The following is a 17573-nucleotide window of genomic DNA, read 5'->3' on the forward strand; positions in this document are numbered from 1 at the left end:
TCACAGACGACTTGACTGGGCTGTTTCCGCCGGCGGCGGCTTTCAATGATGGGATGGGAGAAACCCCTCCCCCGGCCAGCCGGCAGTTCCCGCTAGACGAAGGATTCGTGTACCCATGCCAACCACACCCACCCCCGAGACCGCCCGTCCCGCCGCAGCCCTGGGCCGTCCCGGCTCCCTGGAGGGGCTGCGGGTCCTGGACCTTTCCCGGGTGCTGGCCGGCCCGTTCTGCGCCATGATCCTGGCCGACCTTGGCGCCGAGGTGATCAAGGTGGAAAGCCCCGACGGCGACGACTCCCGGCACTTTGGCCCCTGGTACAACGGAGAGTCCGCGTACTACCGGCTGTTTAACCGCAGCAAGTACGGCGTCACCATGGACCTGAAGGCCGACGAGGAACGCGAGCGGCTGCTGGCCCTGATCCGGCGCTCCGACGTGCTCATCGAAAATTTCCGCCCCGGCGTGATGGACCGGCTGGGACTGTCGGCCGGGCACCTCATGGCCGAGAACCCACGGCTGATCATCGTCAGCATTTCCGGATTCGGCCAGGAAGGGCCGCTGCAAAAGGCGCCCGCCTACGACCTGATCGCCCAGGCGATGAGCGGGCTGATGTCCATCACCGGCTGGCCGGGCGGGCAGCCCACCCGGGTGGGCATCAGCATCGGCGACGTCATCCCCGGCCTCTACGGCGCCATCGCGGCCCTCGCCGCAGTCAACGAACGGCACAACACGGGTCAGGGCCAGCACATCGACGTGGCCATGCTCGACAGCCTGGTCTCCGTGCTGGAATCCGTGGGCATGCGAGCCTTGCACGGCGAGGAGCCGGTGGCCTGCGGGAACGACCACGCCATGTCCACGCCGTTTAGCACCTACCAAACCGGACGCGGCTCGATCGCCATTGCCATCGCCGGGGACCGCCTCTTCCCGCGCCTGACGGAGGCCCTGGGCCGGCCGGACTGGCTGGCGGATGAGCGCTTCCGGGAACAGACCCGCCGCAACGAATTTCCGGCGGAGTTCAGGGCCGCATTGGAAGGCGCCCTCGCCTCCCTCACCGATGATGAGGCCATCGAGCTGCTGTCGGCACACCACGTCCCGGTCTCCAAGGTCTATTCGGTCAACGAGGCCCTGACCAGCGACCATGCACGGCACCGCGGCGCCGTTGCCACGGAGTCCGACGGATTCCAGACCCTCGCCTCCCCGCTTCGGTTGACGGGCTCGGCGGCACCCTCCCCCGCCCCCACCCTGGGCCAGCACAACGATCACCTTCAGGACTGGATCGCCGGGCCGGAACGGACGGGGCGCTAATATTTGCCGGTTAGAATGAGGCAATGTCTGCCATGAGGAAACCACCGCGTAGTACCGCTTTCCGCGTTATGGTGGCCCTTTTGAGCGGTCTGGTTATTTGGTTTATGGCGGCATTTCAGCTCTTCTACAACGTGCACACGGAGGCACCCCAACAGGCCGATGCCGTGGTCATGTTGGGCGGCGCCAGCAAGGAGCGGCTCCTGGACGCCCTGATGCTTCAATTCGAGCTCAAGGCGCCGTATATGGTGATTTCCAATACCAACACAAACGGCAATGCCTCGGCGGATAAGTACTGCGCCACGCACAGTCCGCTGGCGGTGGACCCGCAGGTGGTTTGCTTCCATCCCAAGACCATGGACACGCGCGGGGAGGCCCACGAGCTCGGGCTGCTGGCCACCAAGTACGGCTGGAAGAACATTGCCGTGGTGACGTCCAAGTACCACATCGCGCGGGCGGAGCGGCTGCTCAACCAGTGCACGCCGTCGAACATCCACATGGTGGCGACCACGCCGGACCTCACGCCCTGGCAATGGGTGCGGCGATTCGTGGTGGAATCGGGCGGGCTGATCTCCGCCTTTCTCGATCCGGAATGTGACTCCCCCATCCGGAAATAGTCCCCGAATTCTTCCGATAAACTCGAGAACAACACCACTCATATTGCGTTGGGGGAACTTTGCCTGTCGTCATGCCTATATATGGGACTCGTCCCGAAGCCATCAAGATGGCGCCCATCGTTGCCGCGTTAAGCGCCTCGAGCGATTTTGATTGCATCGTGACCGTCACGGGGCAACATCGCGAGATGCTCGACCAGGTCAACGAGCTCTTCGGCATCGTCCCGGATCATGACCTGGACATCCTGCAGCCCGGCCAGTCGCTCGCTGACATCCTCACCCGCACCATCAATGGCTTGGACAAACTGTTTGCCGCCGCCAAGCCGGACGCCGTGGTGGTCCAGGGCGACACCACCACCTCAACCGCCGGGGCCATCGCCGCGTTCTATCGCGGCATTCCGGTGATTCACGCGGAGGCCGGCCTGCGAAGCCACAACCTGTTCTCCCCGTTCCCGGAGGAGGCCAACCGGAAGATCACCACCCAGGTGGCGAGCCTGCATCTGGCGCCCACGAGCACCAGCAAGGCCAACCTGCTGGCGGAGGGCGTCAACCCGCGGGACATCGTGGTCACGGGCAACACCGTCATCGACGCCCTGCTGACCACGGTGGGCAAGGAGGTCCCGTTCACGGATCCCCAGTTGGAGGAGCTGGCCGGCAGCGGGCGGAGAATTTTGCTGGTGACCACGCACCGCCGGGAAAACCAGGGCAACGCGATGCGCGGCGTGGGCCGGGCCTTGGCCAGGATCGCCGACGCCGAACCAGAATTGATGATCGTGATGCCGGTCCACAAGAACCCGGTGGTGCGCGAGGCCGTCCTGCCCGCCATTGAGGGCAAGGCCAACGTGCTTGTCACGGAGCCGCTGGCGTACGGCGAGTTCACCCGGCTGATCGCCAGGGCCCATATTGTCCTCACCGATTCCGGCGGCGTGCAGGAAGAGGCGCCGAGCCTGGGCAAGCCAGTGCTGGTGATGCGCGAGAACACGGAGCGTCCCGAGGCCCTGGCGGCCGGCACCGTGAAACTCATTGGCACGGACGAGGAGCGCATCGTCACCGAAGTGGACAGCCTGCTCAACGATCCGGTGGCCTATGACGCCATGGCCCTGGCCGTCAACCCCTACGGGGACGGCAAGGCGGCCGCGCGGACGGTGGCCGCCATCGCCCAACTGCTCGGAGTTGGAACGCGGATCAGCGACTTCGACTAATAACTCAAACGAATCATCGACGCCGTAGATATCCGGGTCGGTGCCAAGTTTCTCCAACGTTCAGCTAAAATCGGCTTGGGGACTCAACTCAGGACATGAAGGCGGCTCGCGCCGCTTTGCCCGCAGGTTGTGTTGCCGCGCAACTCACACCTAAGGGAAGACGAACTCACGATGACAATTCAGGCTGTAATTCTGGCGGCAGGCATGGGCACGCGACTGGCCCGTCCCAACCCCAAGCCCCTGACGGAGCTAAGTGATGGCCGCTCGATCATGCACCAGCAGCTTCACAACCTGCAGGAGGCCTTTGGCAAGAAGCTGCGTTTAAACGTTGTGGTCGGGTTCAAAATGGAACAGATCATGGAGCATGTGCCCAATGCGTCCTTTATCTATAACGAAAATTACGATCAGACCAACACGTCCAAGAGTCTCCTCAAGGCCCTGAAGAACTCCCCCAAGGGCGGCGTCCTGTGGATGAACGGCGACGTCGTCTTTGATCCGGAGATCCTCAAGACCCTGCGCCCAATGATGAAGCAGGACCAGTCCTTCGTCACCGTCGACGTATCATCCGTTTCTGACGAAGAGGTCAAGTACACGGTCGATGACCACGGCTTCGTCGATCTGCTCTCGAAAAAGGTACCCCATGATGCCGCACTGGGCGAGGCCGTGGGCATCAACTACGTCTCGAAGAAGGACAAGAAGAGCCTGATCAAGCGCCTCGAAGAGGTTGACGAGCAGGACTACTTTGAAGGCGCCATCGAGCTGACCATCAAGGAAGATGGCATCAAGTGGCTGCCAATTGATATCAGCCAATTCTACGCCGTGGAAATTGACTTCCCGGAGGACCTGGTTCGGGCAAACGCCAGCATCTAATTCCAACCAAAATTGGTTCGTATTAATGCAACGGGACGCAATATTCAGAAGTGACCCCACAATTATCGTCACAAACTATCGAATTATTCACAATTAAACAAGAGACTTTGCCCCAAACTCCCGGGTAGAGCTAAGGGATAACACACATGATTGGTTGGCAAGCGCTGTACTTGGCCGCGCAAAAGTGCGAACAAAAGAAAGACTGGACTCGCGCAATCTCAATCTACAAATCTATTATTCAATCATCTCGCAACCCAGACCCTCGAGTCCTATACCACTTGGGCAATGCACAATTCTCTGTTGGCGACGACTTAGCCGCCGAAAAAAATATCAAGCTAGCAATAAATAAAGCTCCCAATAATGCATCGTGGCACTATCGACTTGGCTTTATACAAGAACGAAACAAAGAATTCGCGACTGCCCTAATCTCCTACGATCGAGCCATCGAACTCGATCCTTCGAAGCTGTCCTGGCAACGAAGAAAAAGCGTCTGTCACGATCAATTGGGCCAGGAACATGCATCTCTCCGAATATTGAGAACCGCCCTCACCAAAGATCCTCGAAATCTACTCATTGCCGATACCTTGGCCCAAAAACTTCGGACCAAAGGGAAAATATGGGAAGAAATAGAAATACTGCAGAAAGTCCTGCCGTTCCAGGAGAGTAACGCAGAATGGCTTTTTCGACTTGCTGAGGCCTGTGACTCAATGGGTCAATACGCTAAGGCCGGAAAGTATTACCATCAATCAAATAATCTTGGTGCGAATAGCGCATTGAATTATTTCAAAGAGGGGCGTGCGTGGCGAAAAGCCAGCGAAAAGCATAATTCCAAAATTGCTTTTAACTTGGCTATATCACACGATACAAAATACCGGTCTTCGGAATTCGGCATTGGTGCATTTTATCAGGCGATGGGCGACTGGGAAACCGCCGCTCACGAATATCAAGACTTTGCCACAATATATCCCGAAAGTGCCGAACTACAATATAAACTAGCTCTAGCACTTGAAAGGTGCTATTTCTGGGAGGAGGCTTCCAAGAGTTACGCAAGCGCCATTAGGCTAAATCCACTGAGGTGGGATTGGCATTTTCGTCGCGGGTTCAGTCTGGAGCGAATGGAACGTTGGCACGAAGCCGCAGAATGTTACCGATTCGCAGCCGAACATGCCGAAAAACCGAAACATGAATGGTTTTATAGATTGGGATTCGTCCTCACCAAAGTCAATAACCATCAGACAGCATGCGAAGCGTTCCTAAAAATGCGGCCGGGAATGGCCGTGGCTTTTGTCGAAGAATCAACTCGCATAGGTTCAGTAACACCTGAAACCTACGAGTACAAGATCATTTCCGACGCAGAGTCCTCTGCTCGCTCAACTGTTCCCTGCGTGAAAATTTCCGAATTAGCCGAAAAGCATGGCTACTGGCGTTCCAGCATCAGGCTACTGACTCAGGAAATTCAACGGGTGTCGACGCATGAGGCCGACCTCTATTACAGACTCGGCCGCGCGAACTATGCTGTAGGAAACTATTGCGAGGGAACTGCAGCGTTCCTTCAGATGCACATATTCTCCGAACCGCATGGCATAGACATGAAAAATTATCGGAAAGATAGAGGTCTTTTCGAAATAATGCAATACACAGCGTGGACCGAAAATCTACCGCTGGACGAAAATGTCGTGTTCTACGAAAGTTTTCATTCGGATTCCATCAGCTGTAATCCGTTAGCGATATACAGGGAACTTCGAGACGACCCTAAGTATGGGCATCTCCGTCATGTTTGGTCAGTCAATGACAGCACGATTGTTCCTCAGGATGTGGCTGAAGACGCGAGAACAGTGACGATCCTGCGTAATAGCGATGCCTATCGCCGCTCCCTGGCCACAGCGGCCTATCTTGTGAGCAACGTTACCTTTCATGCGTGGTTCGTTCGTCGAGACGGGCAGAAATATCTCAACACATGGCATGGTACGCCGATCAAGACCTTGGGTAAGGATATTCGCTCCGGATATCTGGAACATAAAAATGTTGCGAGAAATTTCCTCCAGGCAACACACGTGCTAACAGGCAACCAACATACAACCTCAATTCTTACCAAGAAGTACGATGTTGAACATATTTGGTCCGCCAAAGTAGCTGAAATTGGCTATCCCCGCGTAGACCAAACTCTGAACCTCAGCAAGATGCGAAGAGATGAAATTCGAGATCTTCTCTCGATTCCAAAAACCGAGCCAAGACGCCCGACCATCCTCTATGCACCCACGTGGCGAGGAGGGCTGGACACACGTCACTTTGACATTGACCGCCTTGTGCATGACCTAGGGACACTTAACGAACTCGACGCAGATATTCTATTCCAAGCCCACCACTACACCGAGGCATTGCTGGCGGAATTGGACATTCCAGTTACCACCATTCCGAAGGAAATTGAGACAAACGAACTGCTGGCCGTCGTTGACATCCTCATAACGGACTATTCAAGCATCGCGTTCGATTTCTTGGCTACGAAGAAACCACTATTTTTCTATACCTACGATGCAGCAGATTTTGACACAGAACGTGGATTGTACTTCCGCGGGGAAGATCTTCCCGGTTATGAGGCGCAGACAGTTGAGGGTCTCGTAGAAGGAATTCGGAAGACACTTGACGGCACAAACCATTTCGACGCAACAATGTACATTGAAAAATTCTGTCCCATGGACGACGGAATGGCGTCAAGAAGGGCAGTAAAGTTCTTTTTTGAAGACGACGAGGCGGACGCTGTCGAAATCGCGGACGTAAAGCGTCCATCTCTTCTTTTTCATCACAGTTTTATTCCTAATGGTATTACCACATCGATACAGAATCTGATTTCAACTCTACGACCCGATGAGTACATGACTACGGTGGTGGTATCCGCCGAAACGACGGCTTCAGATCCGCTCCGGATAGCGAAACTGTCAGAGCTCCCAGCACATGTCAGTGTCATCGGGAGAACCGGTCGTCAACTCTTCACACCAGAAGAGAAGTGGATTGTAGACAAGTTAAACCGAAATAGGACTCTTACTTCTGCCGAACAATGGAACGTATACGGAAAGTCGTTTGCTAGGGAATATAGGAGAATTTTCGGGGCTGCAAATTTTGATGCCATAATTGAATTTGAGGGCTACTCAACTTTCTGGTCTTCCATACTTGGCTTTGCCGATAGTACCGCAAGCAAGTCGATCTACCTTCACAACGACATGATGAGCGAATGGAAACAACGATTTCAATATCTGGAATCGCTATTTAGAATTTATCCGTATTTTGACAACCTTATTTCTGTTTCATCCTCGATTTCGGATGAAAACTCGAGTAATTTGAGTGATCGTTTTAACGTACCGCGGAGTAGATTTATAGATTGCGTGAATCAGATAGATCCGTCAAGGATCAAAAAACTTGCGCTTAGCAATATCGATGCCGACATTGAAGCGTTCATCAAACCGAATGTCATTCAACTAGTGTCAATTGGTCGATTGTCTCCAGAAAAGGATCACGCCAAGTTGATACACGCCGTCAAGGCAATCAATACGGATGAAAGTACAAATATTAGGGTACAGCTCGTCATTCTGGGTGACGGACCCTTGCGGGCGGCCCTAACTCAACTTATTGAGAGCCTAGGAATGGAACAGTCTGTTTACCTCGGTGGTTTGCGGGAAAACCCATTCCCCGTGCTAAAGCGGGCCGACGCATTTATATTATCCTCGAATCACGAAGGCCAGCCGATGGTGCTGTTGGAAGCAATGGTGTTGGGCAAGAAAATTATTTCTACGGATATCGTTGGAACACGGCATGTATTGCAGAGCGGCATGGGCAAACTCGTCGAGAACTCCATGGAAGGACTCGTTCAAGGAATTAGAGCTCTATTGGCCGATTCTATACCTGATCCATCGTTCGATGAGGATGCTTACATATCCCGCGCTTCGCTCAGTTTTGCACGGGCGACGATTAGCAGAGAAGTTGGTGCGTTGAAATGAGTGTTCTGACAAACGATAAAACTGTAGTCAATCCAGATGTGCGGTACCTCAATCTTCAGGATTCTACAGAAGACCTTATTAGTGCGATAGATTCCTGGTCACCACAACCGAAATTCATACACGTTGCGCATGCCACTTTTTCAAAGTTGAACGCCAACCTGATTCGTATCGCAGTTATAGATGAATCCGTTCGCCAGGTGCTCACTCGATTGTCCGTGGCTGGGTACTACGTCTATAAGTCCTCCGATGACGAAAGTAGATTAGTTCGTCACGACTATATACCTAAATTGTGGAATAACGTGCGAGATGGCGAATTCAGGGTCTCAAATGAAGGTATTATATATAAGCTTGAGGCCCCAAACTCCGGTTTGAAACCGAAGCGGCTGTTGATAGTCATGTCGGCAATGCACGAAAATATATACACTGCCAGTTTGATGCGTCATTTCATGCAGAATTTTCAAAGCGTACATAAATATCTGCCCAAGGACACTCTTATCTTGAGAATCGCCGATATCGGCGGCGTAGTCGGCGCCTTCTATTTGAATACACAATTTTTGCCAAATAATATTCAAAACATACAGAGGCTTATAGAAAGTATTGGCCATCAATACAGTATTGGCCGCGATTCACGCGTCATATACGGCGTATCCAAGGGTGGCACGGGCGCACTATACCACTCGATAATTGGTGGATATCGCTGCGTGGCTGTCGACCCAATCGTCTCGGATGAACACTATGTAGTCAAATATCATGACTCGCACTTTACGGCGACCGGCATATTTCCCGAAACAAAGCAATCGATATTTATTGATTTAGTCGATAAGGTGAAGGCGGCAAGGCCTGCAGGTGAAAGCTCACGCCCTATGTGGTCCGTCATCTATTCAGAGCGGTCGCCTCAATTCAAATACATTAACTCCATACTTGTTGAGCAATTGGCAGACTCAATGGTATTTTTGAATTCTAGAAGTCCCGAGATTATGGACCATCCGGATGTCGGCGGAGCGACTGTTAATTCGGCCACAATGCTAATGAACAGTCATCTATATGGGTTACATATGCGCGTGGGGGTTCATCATATTGACTAACCCTAATCGCTCTTCGGCGCCTGACTATGCTGCTTGTTTGAGACCTTGCGCGAGCCGTAGCTAGGAAGATCGGGGTGGTCACGCACGATTTTCCGGCTACAAAAGCACCCTCCCAAGCTGAATGACACTACCGTGCTATTTGGGTCATCCAGATAGTTTGGCCGGCGAAGGGACTGTGTCGCAGGCGGCTATGTGATGCCCGCACTGATGGTGCGGGCCTCCTGTCTGTCGGTTAGTCCATCCGAGGCGGTGGACCGTGGCACGATTAGGCCGCCCGTGATAGCCGGGGGCTATATCCTCCCTCATACGCTTTGCTCGAGTGCTTGCCAGTGGGCCGGCTGATGTGTATCCGCTTCACACCCGACAGACGCCTACGGCAGGGGGCCCTGGCCGAACGCCAATCTAGATCCTCGATGCGTTTGCGAACCGAACCATCAGGTCATACTCGTTTCAGCGGCCGGGTCCTGGAAGTCGCTCGACTCGGTCGGGCATTTACCGTTTGACGAACGAGTTCTGGGGTAATTCCTCAGCAAGGGTAACTCGAACTTGCCCACCGAATCCGTCAACGTCCTCACTGATGCGGTCTGTCTCGTGGCCTTCTCGGTGCAGGGGTCGCCGGCCATAACGATGGTCCAGTGGCCTTCCTGCACTGTGGTGAGCTCGGCGGCGCTGGTATTCTCCGCTGCCGGCGAATTGATGACATAGCCGGCATAACGGCCCACTCATGTTGGGGTAAAATTATCAAATGAGGAATCTAAGGGCACTCGAAAGCTATCAAGATGATCGTGGAAACATGATTACATATTCTGGAAAACTCGACAAAAACATCATCATAAATTTCCTCGGATCAAATAATAGATTGACCGTGCATGACAATGCCTCAATTGATCGACTAACCCTTCAGTTTGATTGCAGCAACGCCACGATTGAGATAGGTGGCCATGGAAGCGTCAATCCACTCAAGGCATACATTCGGATTGGTCAGGACGCCACTGTCCGGTTAGGATATAATGTCTCAACAACGAACACGCTCACCATCACCGCGGCTGAAGGGACGAGCGTGACCATCGGTGACGATGTAATGATCGCCACGGACGTCGAAATCAGGGCCGACGATGGACACCCTATATTCGATGTTCTTTCAGGCAAACGTGTTAATCCGTCTCAATCCATCCAAATTGGAAATCACGTCTGGCTCGCCAAGGGCTCTACAGTCCTGGCGGGAGCGAAGATAGGGGACGGCTCAGTTCTTGGGCATGGGAGCCTACTTGCCGGCAAAATACCCAACAACTGCGTTGCCGTGGGCTCACCCGCCCGAGTTGTGCGACGGAATACAGTATGGGAACGCCCTCATTTATCCGGTCATGCGCCCTATTACAAGCCAGACGCAAGTACTGTTCGAAAGTCTGCCTATTGGAATATGACGGAAGATTCTGAGGTGCCGCTAACTTCACGCAACCATCTCCTAATGAACCTGCGCCGACGTGCGTGGCGCATACGACGCAGGCTACTGAATAGAACGTGATGAATGGCTCTCTCCATGTGGAAGGTAATGGCTTATGCCCAAGTTGGGGTCTAATGACTTTGCACTGGTAGCCCGCCGGACTAGGCTAACCCGGGGATTTCATGGTGGCGGCCACACTGACGTATTCCCACGCCGCCGGCGATCATCCCTGCCAAGGAACCGAGATCATACCAGGGCGGTGCCCTGCCCCGGCGAGGAGGAATTGGCCCAAACGATCCTCACGCAACTCCCGAATCCGAGCGCGTCCACGAAGGACAGCACCACGCTTAACCCCTGTCAAGGGCCATGAGTTTCTGCCCACCAGCGGCCAGGTTTTCTGCCCACTGCTTGAATTCCAGGAGTCGTTGCAACTCCCGTGCTTAGCTGRCTATCAGTTAATCACGAAGACGCTCGGCTGGGGTGTCCCAGTCGAGCGTTTTGCGTGGTCGGGCGTTGAGTTCTTGGGCGACGTGTTCGAGGTCCTCGGGGCCGTAGGCGTTCAGGTGGGTGCCTTTGGGGAAGTACTGGCGCAGCAGCCCGTTCGTGTTCTCGTTGGATCCACGTTGCCAAGGGCTGGCGGGATCGCAGAAGTAGACGTCCATGTCGGTGGCGATGCTGAATGCGTTGTGCTTGGCCATTTCGGCGCCTTGGTCCAAGGTGAGGGATCCCCGCAGGTGTGCCGGTAGGGCGGACATGGTCTTGATCAGCCCGTCTCGGACTGATTCTGCTGTGTGATCCACCGGCAGGTGCACCAACATCACGTAGCGGGTGGTGCGTTCAACCAAGGTGGCGATCGCCGACTGGTTATAGGCCCCGGTTATTAAATCCCCCTCCCAATGGCCCGGGGCCGCGCGGTCTTCGATCTCGGCGGGGCGTTCGGAAATGTTGATCATCGGGTCCCGGAAACGGCTGGTGCGTTCTTCGGGATTCCTGTGCTTCTTGCGGCGGGTTCGGCCGGTGCGCAGGGCGTCCTTGACCTCGCGTTTGAGTCCGCCGCGGGCCTGGACGTAGAGGGCCTGGTAGATCGTCTCGTGGCTCACGCGCATCTGCTCGTCATCGGGGAATTCCTTGATCGGGAGCTTCGAAATCTGTTGTGGGGACCAGTGTGTGAGGAGCTTGGTTTTCACGTAGTCGCGCAGTTTCCCGGGTACTGCCAGCTTACTGTCCTTGGGCCGTGCCCGGGCAGCGGTGGCCGCTCGGTGGGCACCGTAAGGCCGGTAGCCCAGCACCGGGTGGCTGTTGCGTTTGATTTCCCCGCTGATGGTGCCCACGGACCGGCCCAGTTCCCTGCCGATGGCCTGCATTGAGGTCCCATGGGAGCGCAGGTCCGCGATCCTCTCCCGCTCCTGCAGGGACAGGTAGCGGGCGCTGATGGGTTGTTCCAGAGCTTCCAACGCTACCGTGGGGGATATGTCGACGCCAACCGAAAATAGGGCCACTATCGCCAATTGAAAATGAGGCCACCTGACWTCATTGAAGGTGATCAATTTGGATGATTGGGTAACTATCCGCCACCGCTATGCGAACGAGAAGATCTCGAAGCGGGGGTTGGCGAAGCAGCTGGGTGTCTCTCGGGGGACGGTTGATCGGGCGTTGGCCGCTCAGACCGCACCGAAGTATGAACGCAGGCCCGCGGGGTCTTCGTTCGACGCGTTCGAGAAGGACGTGCGGCGCTTGCTGGTGGTGACGCCGCGGATGCCGGCGACGGTGTTGGCCGAGCGGGTGGGCTGGACCGGGTCCGCGTCATTGTTCCGTGCCAAGGTCGCTAAGATCAGGCCGGAGTACGCGCCGGCGGATCCGGCGGACCGGCTCGTGCATGATCCGGGCAAAACGGTGCAGTGTGATCTGTGGTTCCCGCACCAGGGGCTGCCGTTGGGGTATGGGCAGGAGGGCAAGCCGCCGGTGCTGGTGATGACCAGCACCTATTCGGGCTTCGTGCAAGCCCGGATGATTCCTTCCCGGACCACCGAGGACCTGCTCGGTGGCATGTGGGAACTGATCCAGGAAGCCGATGCCGTCCCGGCCCGCCTGCTGTGGGACAACGAGACCGGGATCGGGCGCGGGAAACTCACCGAGGCTGCCAGCGCGTTCGCCGGGGTGTTGGGCACCGAGATCAAGCTCCTGCCGCCGAGGGATCCTGAGTCCAAGGGCATGGTGGAGCGGATGAACGGGTTCTTCCGGCGCGGGTTCATGCCCGGGCGGGACTTCATTGACCCGCATGACTTCAACGACCAGCTCTACGCCTGGCTGCCACGCGCCAACGCGCGCTACACCCGCTCCCGTCACGGCACCCCTGCGGAGCTTGTGATTGCGGACCGGGCGGCGATGCGCCCGCTGGGTCCGATTGCCCCGGATGCCGCGTTCCGCAAGGAGGTCCGCCTGCCGAGGGACTATTACGTGCGGGTGCATTCGAATGACTACTCCGTGGACCCGTCAGCGATCGGGCGGCTGGTGCAGGTTACCGCGGATTTGGATACCGTCACCGTCACCGCCGGCGCCATGGTGCTGGCACGGCATGAACGCAGGTGGGCCCGGCACCAGATCTTCRCGGACCCGGCCCACGTTAGCCGCGCCGCCGAGCTGCGGCGGGACTACCGGAGTTCCATGGCCAGGAAACCGCCCGGGCAGGCAGTCGTGCAGGAGCGTGATCTTTCCGTTTACGACCAGGCCTTTGGCATCACCACCGGTGGAGCACCGGAATTGATCGGATCAACACTGTGACCGCGGTGGCAGCCAATGCCGGCAAGGACATTGAGTACTACGCCCGGGCGCTGCGGGCGCCACGGATCGGGGACGGCTACCGGCACCTGGCCGACACCGCCCGCACCGCCGGGTGGTCCCACGAGGAATACCTCGCCGCCGTCCTCTCCCGGGAAGTCGCCGAGCGAGAAGCCTCCGGCGCCGCGTTGCGGGTCAAGGCCGCGAAGTTCCCCGGGCACAAAACCCTGGAGGAGTTCAACTTCGAGCACCAGCCCGCCGCGGACCGGTCCCTGATCGCCCATCTGGGCACCGGGGTGTTCCTGGAAGAAGCCAAGAACGTGGTCCTGCTCGGCCCGCCCGGCACCGGCAAAACCCATCTGGCCATCGGCATCGCCACCCGGGCCGCCCATGCCGGGCACCGGGTCTTGTTCGACTCCGCCACGGGCTGGGTCGCCCGTCTCGCCGAGGCCCACAACCGTGGGCAACTCGCGGCGGAACTAGCTAAACTCCGCCGCTACAAGCTCCTTGTCATCGACGAAGTAGGCTACATCCCGTTCGACCAGGACTCGGCGAACCTGTTCTTCCAGCTCGTCTCCTCCCGCWATGAGCGGGCCTCGCTGATCCTTACCAGCAACCTGTCCTTCAGCCGCTGGGCCGACGTCTTCGGTGACGCCACGATCGCGTCGGCCATGATCGACAGGATCGTTCATCACGCCGAGGTCATCAACCTCTCCGGCAACAGCTACAGGCTCCAAGGCCGGCTCAAGCCACAAACTCTGGCACAATAAAACAACACACCGTGGCCCTGTTTTCAAATGGCAAAAATGGCCCTATTTTCAGTTGGCGTTGACAGGGCATGTGGAGGACATGCCGGCATCGATCGCCCAGTTCGAGCAGGTGGAGCGGTTCAGGCCCAGCTGCTTCGCTGCCGCACTGACGCTGCCGATTTCGCGGAGCACGCTGAGGAACTCCTCAATCACCGCTGGTGAGTAGCGTTGCGCGGGACTGGTCTTCACCGACGTGGTGTTCCGTGGCTTCCTGGCTGCCGGATTGATTCGGCCAGCCCAGCTGTGCGCGGTGCCGATATTCAACCCCAGCTCCCAGGCAGTGGTCACGATGCTGCCGGTTCGATCCAGGGCGGTATGGAACTGTTCCTTCTCCGCCTGGGTGTACTGACGCTGGCGCCTGATCCCGGCAGCGTTGCCCCATTCCTGGCTCTTCGTAATTAGGCATGATTGGGGGGGTTTGATCCGGTACGGGCGGAGGCCGCCGGCACTGAGTAGATTGCGCAACCTGTAGTTCGAGAAGTTCCTAAACCCACGAGCAATCCGCCGGGTTGTTTCATTCGCTTTGGTGCGGCGTGGCGGCATGTAAGAGACGTCAGGGTCGCTTTGAATGGTTATCGACTAAGAAACACCTTCACAAGAAACCCTGACATGAATAATGCTACTTGTTGCCGCCGGTGGTGTGTGCGTGCCGACGCGCTCCTGGATGTCCCAGGCATCCACGTCATTGCCGCGGAGAACACTGCCCGCGGGCAAATCATCACTGTTGAAACCGACCAGTTCCTTGCTGGTGCCCTGTCTGTGGGGTGGTAGCGATCGGCCACGGCCGGCGCGTGGTGCGTCTGCATGACACGCCAGCTCATGGTCGCCCGGTCCGGTTGGATTGGGCCAAACGGATCTGGCGCTGCGCTTATCCTGATTGTCCTGCCGGGCCTTTTACCGAGACCCATGCGCTGGCGCCGGTGAAGGCGAAACTAACCACTCGCGCCATCACTTGGGCCACGGACGCGCTCTCTCCCTTTGACACCTCGGTTTCGGCCCTGGCCTATCAGCTTGGCGTCTCTTGGCACACACTCTGGAAGGCGGTGAAAGCTGAAGCGGAACGCCGTACCAGCACTGAGGACCGGCTGGCCGGGGTGGATGCGCTGGGTGTTGATGAGCATGTCTGGGTGCATACCGGGTTCCCCGGGTCGGGCATGGTCACCGGCATCATTGACCACACCCGCGATGCCAACGGTGTCGTGCATGCCCGGCTGCTTGACCTGGTCGAGGGCCGTTCAGGGAAAACGTACGCTGACTGGCTCAAAGCCCAAGCACCCGAATTCAGGGCTGGAATCAAGGTTGCCACCCTGGATCCGTTCCGTGGCTACGCCAACACGATCCGTGATGAACCACATGACGCGATCCAGGTCCTTGATGCATTCCACGTGGTGAAACTGGCCTGCGCAATGGTCGATGACGTTCGCCGCCGGGTTCAGCAAGACACACTCGGACACCGCGGACGCAAGGGTGAACCGCTGTTTCAGATCCGTCGTTCCTTACAGATCGGTGTCGAGCACTTGAGTGAGAAACAGATCGCCCGGCTGAACGCCAAGCTTGAGGCCGGGGACCCGAACCACGAAGTCAGCCTCGCATGGCAGTGCTACCAACAAGTCCGGGCGATCTATCACGCACCACCGGAGAAAGGACGGGAACTCGTGGCCAAAGCCCTGTCATCTTTTCCATCGTGCCCGATCCCGGAAGTTGCCCGGCTCCGACGGACTTTGAAGTCCTGGCGGGACGAAATACTTGCCTACTTCAAAACCCAAGGTGCCTCGAATGGCCCTACCGAGGCTGTCAACGGAGTCATGGAAACAACTCGGCGGATTGCTCGTGGGTTTAGGAACTTCTCGAACTACAGGTTGCGCAATCTACTCAGTGCCGGCGGCCACCGCCCGTACCGGATCAAACCCCCCAACCATGCCTAATTACGAAGAGCCCCATTACTGGCGGGTACTCCTGTTGATGCCGAGTTCCTTGGCTGCATCGGCGACGGTTCCCAGACGCGCCAGGGCGGAAAGGAAATCCTCCCGTTGGGCCCGGCTATGGGACTGCTGCTGACGCTTCACCGCAGCTATAGCCAACGGCGCGGATTTCTCCGTTGAAGGAGATTTTTTCTTTAATGACGAACTATTTCTTGATGATGGTTCCATGGGTGATGCAACTCCGGTTTGTCGGAGGTGTTGCAACGTTCGCTAGAACTCGCCCCAGTGGGCAGTTTCGTGGCCGCCTATGGGCAGAAGCTTCTATGTCTGTCAAGCCGTCATGTCATCGGCAACACTTCCGCTGACTCGAGGATTTTGTAGATTCGGCGAGCCAAGAACCGTTTGATGCAGCGGCGGATCTCCTTCAACGTCTTACCCTCCGCAGTGCGTTTCTCGACATAGACCCTGGTCTCTTCGTCATGGGTCATCCTTACCATCGCAGCGGTATGCAAAGCCTTGTTCAGTTTCCGGTCGCCACGGCGATTCAACCGATGACGCACCGTGTTCCCCGAGGACGCAGGAATCGGATTCACACCCGCTAGGGACGCGAACGCCGCCTCCGAACGCAGCCTGCCGGGGTGCGACCACGCAGTCACGCAGACCGCCGCAACAACCGGTCCAACACCAGCGAGCTCCAGCAGTTCCCTGCCCTCGCTGAGCTGAAGCAGAGCGCTCATCTCAACTGTGTTCTCCCTGATTTGTGCGTCCAGCTCGGTGATACGTTGAGCCAGCCGCACCGCCTCGGCGCGGGCCACCTTCAACTCGAGCGCTTCATTCCGGGTGCGCCATCCAGCGACTTCGAGGATCTGGGCACTGCCCAGCGCCTTGCGCGCGTCTACTCCCAGCAGGGTTATGCGCAGAAGCGCGGTCAGCGCGTTGACATACTTCGTACGTTCCACAGCGAGCATGTCACGGGCGGTCACGAGAACCCGTAGTGCGGCGCGTGCGCCCTCATTCAGCCGTGGGGTACGCAGCTTCCCGGCTTCCACCGGGAGTGCCGCGACGGCCATGCGCTGGGCATCCAGAGGATCGGTTTTGCCGACGCCGCGCCCGATTTTCGCGTACCCGCCCGGCGCTTCAGTGACCTTGTAGCCAGCGTCAGTAACCGCGCCGGTGAGCACGGCTCCGTACGAGGATGTCCCTTCGACGACCCAGAGCGTGTTCGCGTCGCCTCCAGTGCGCCTGCCGGCCCAGGTGATGGCTCGCTTGATGCCAGTACTAGTGGTGGGGAAGTCTCGGGTTTCGAGGTGTTCGCCTGTGTTGGTCATAATGGCGTAGACATGCTTTTTCGCATGGGTGTCGACACCCACTACAAAAGAGTACATTTTGGCGACGGTGTGGGAGACGRTAGTCATGCGGCTTGATGCTCTTTCTCTGATCGGAACAGGTGCATTCGGCCGTATGCGGCCGGTACCAGTCCGGGGAGAAGTCACTGTCGGAGCAGAACTGTGATGGGTCACACCCCAGTTAGGGTGGACAGTCTTCTGATCAAGCTAC

General features: G+C 57.1%; 13 protein-coding genes and 1 pseudogene. 10 read left to right on the top strand and 4 right to left on the bottom strand.

Annotated features, from left to right (window positions below):
• Nucleotides 1-115 precede the first annotated feature (115 nt).
• From AB4Y80_RS04775 to AB4Y80_RS04805, 7 genes are all read left to right on the top strand, one after another.
• Nucleotides 116-1303 carry a CaiB/BaiF CoA transferase family protein gene (locus tag AB4Y80_RS04775; RefSeq protein WP_442212194.1) on the top strand — a complete coding sequence of 396 codons (1188 nt, stop codon included), beginning with the start codon at nucleotides 116-118 and terminating at the stop codon, nucleotides 1301-1303.
• Between the two features lie 104 nt (nucleotides 1304-1407).
• Nucleotides 1408-1917: a YdcF family protein gene (locus AB4Y80_RS04780; protein ID WP_442212195.1), complete on the top strand. Its 510-nt coding sequence runs from the start codon at nucleotides 1408-1410 to the stop codon at nucleotides 1915-1917.
• A gap of 59 nt (nucleotides 1918-1976) precedes the next feature.
• Nucleotides 1977-3116, top strand: a complete 1140-nt coding sequence (gene wecB / locus AB4Y80_RS04785; RefSeq protein ID WP_442212197.1) for a non-hydrolyzing UDP-N-acetylglucosamine 2-epimerase — start codon at nucleotides 1977-1979, stop codon at nucleotides 3114-3116.
• 171 nt (nucleotides 3117-3287) lie between these two features.
• A complete protein-coding gene (locus AB4Y80_RS04790; RefSeq protein WP_442212198.1) occupies nucleotides 3288-3986 on the top strand; it encodes an NTP transferase domain-containing protein in 699 nt (232 codons plus the stop codon).
• A gap of 146 nt (nucleotides 3987-4132) precedes the next feature.
• The gene (locus AB4Y80_RS04795; protein ID WP_442212199.1) at nucleotides 4133-7978 is read left to right on the top strand and encodes a CDP-glycerol glycerophosphotransferase family protein; all 3846 of its coding nucleotides are present in this window, start codon (nucleotides 4133-4135) and stop codon (nucleotides 7976-7978) included.
• Nucleotides 7975-9063 (top strand): XcbB/CpsF family capsular polysaccharide biosynthesis protein, encoded by a 1089-nt coding sequence (locus AB4Y80_RS04800; protein ID WP_442212200.1) that lies wholly within the window; start codon nucleotides 7975-7977, stop codon nucleotides 9061-9063. Before AB4Y80_RS04795 ends, AB4Y80_RS04800 begins: the two co-directional genes overlap by 4 nt.
• Nucleotides 9064-9856: 793 nt before the next feature.
• Nucleotides 9857-10588 carry an acyltransferase gene (locus AB4Y80_RS04805; protein ID WP_442212201.1) on the top strand — a complete coding sequence of 244 codons (732 nt, stop codon included), beginning with the start codon at nucleotides 9857-9859 and terminating at the stop codon, nucleotides 10586-10588.
• Nucleotides 10589-10962: 374 nt separating this feature from the next.
• Here AB4Y80_RS04805 and AB4Y80_RS04810 read toward each other — a convergent pair whose 3' ends face one another.
• On the bottom strand, nucleotides 10963-12075 hold the full coding sequence (locus tag AB4Y80_RS04810; protein WP_442212216.1) for an IS30 family transposase: 1113 nt from the start codon (nucleotides 12073-12075) through the stop codon (nucleotides 10963-10965).
• Between AB4Y80_RS04810 and istA the strand changes: the two genes are divergently transcribed.
• Both istA and istB read left to right on the top strand, forming a co-directional pair.
• On the top strand, nucleotides 12047-13288 hold the full coding sequence (istA, locus tag AB4Y80_RS04815) for an IS21 family transposase (RefSeq protein ID WP_442212202.1): 1242 nt from the start codon (nucleotides 12047-12049) through the stop codon (nucleotides 13286-13288). The genes AB4Y80_RS04810 and istA overlap by 29 nt on opposite strands.
• A complete protein-coding gene (istB, locus tag AB4Y80_RS04820) occupies nucleotides 13285-14055 on the top strand; it encodes an IS21-like element helper ATPase IstB (protein WP_442212203.1) in 771 nt (256 codons plus the stop codon). The genes istA and istB overlap by 4 nt, the downstream gene beginning before the upstream one ends.
• Nucleotides 14056-14103: 48 nt before the next feature.
• Here istB and AB4Y80_RS04825 read toward each other — a convergent pair whose 3' ends face one another.
• On the bottom strand, nucleotides 14104-14559 hold the full coding sequence (locus AB4Y80_RS04825) for a hypothetical protein (RefSeq protein WP_442212217.1): 456 nt from the start codon (nucleotides 14557-14559) through the stop codon (nucleotides 14104-14106).
• Between the two features lie 144 nt (nucleotides 14560-14703).
• Between AB4Y80_RS04825 and AB4Y80_RS04830 the strand changes: the two are divergent.
• Nucleotides 14704-16019: pseudogene (locus AB4Y80_RS04830) on the top strand (ISL3 family transposase).
• Between the two features lie 15 nt (nucleotides 16020-16034).
• On the opposite strand, the gene AB4Y80_RS04835 reads toward AB4Y80_RS04830, so the two are convergent.
• Nucleotides 16035-16244: a hypothetical protein gene (locus AB4Y80_RS04835; protein WP_442212204.1), complete on the bottom strand. Its 210-nt coding sequence runs from the start codon at nucleotides 16242-16244 to the stop codon at nucleotides 16035-16037.
• A gap of 110 nt (nucleotides 16245-16354) precedes the next feature.
• Nucleotides 16355-17431, bottom strand: a complete 1077-nt coding sequence (locus tag AB4Y80_RS04840) for an IS110 family transposase (protein WP_442212206.1) — start codon at nucleotides 17429-17431, stop codon at nucleotides 16355-16357.
• Between the last annotated feature and the right edge of the window lie 142 nt (nucleotides 17432-17573).

The organism is Specibacter sp. RAF43 (assembly GCF_052114065.1).
Taxonomy (GTDB): Bacteria; Actinomycetota; Actinomycetes; order Actinomycetales; family Micrococcaceae; genus Specibacter.

What these genes read in the sequence shown, in the direction of transcription:
- AB4Y80_RS04775 (WP_442212194.1), top strand. Translation starts at nt 116, where the DNA reads ATGCCAACCACACCCACCCCCGAGACCGCCCGTCCCGCCGCAGCCCTG.
- AB4Y80_RS04835 (WP_442212204.1), bottom strand. Translation starts at nt 16,244, where the DNA reads ATGGAACCATCATCAAGAAATAGTTCGTCATTAAAGAAAAAATCTCCT.
- AB4Y80_RS04780 (WP_442212195.1), top strand. Translation starts at nt 1,408, where the DNA reads ATGGCGGCATTTCAGCTCTTCTACAACGTGCACACGGAGGCACCCCAA.
- AB4Y80_RS04790 (WP_442212198.1), top strand. Translation starts at nt 3,288, where the DNA reads ATGACAATTCAGGCTGTAATTCTGGCGGCAGGCATGGGCACGCGACTG.
- AB4Y80_RS04800 (WP_442212200.1), top strand. Translation starts at nt 7,975, where the DNA reads ATGAGTGTTCTGACAAACGATAAAACTGTAGTCAATCCAGATGTGCGG.
- AB4Y80_RS04795 (WP_442212199.1), top strand. Translation starts at nt 4,133, where the DNA reads ATGATTGGTTGGCAAGCGCTGTACTTGGCCGCGCAAAAGTGCGAACAA.
- AB4Y80_RS04805 (WP_442212201.1), top strand. Translation starts at nt 9,857, where the DNA reads ATGATTACATATTCTGGAAAACTCGACAAAAACATCATCATAAATTTC.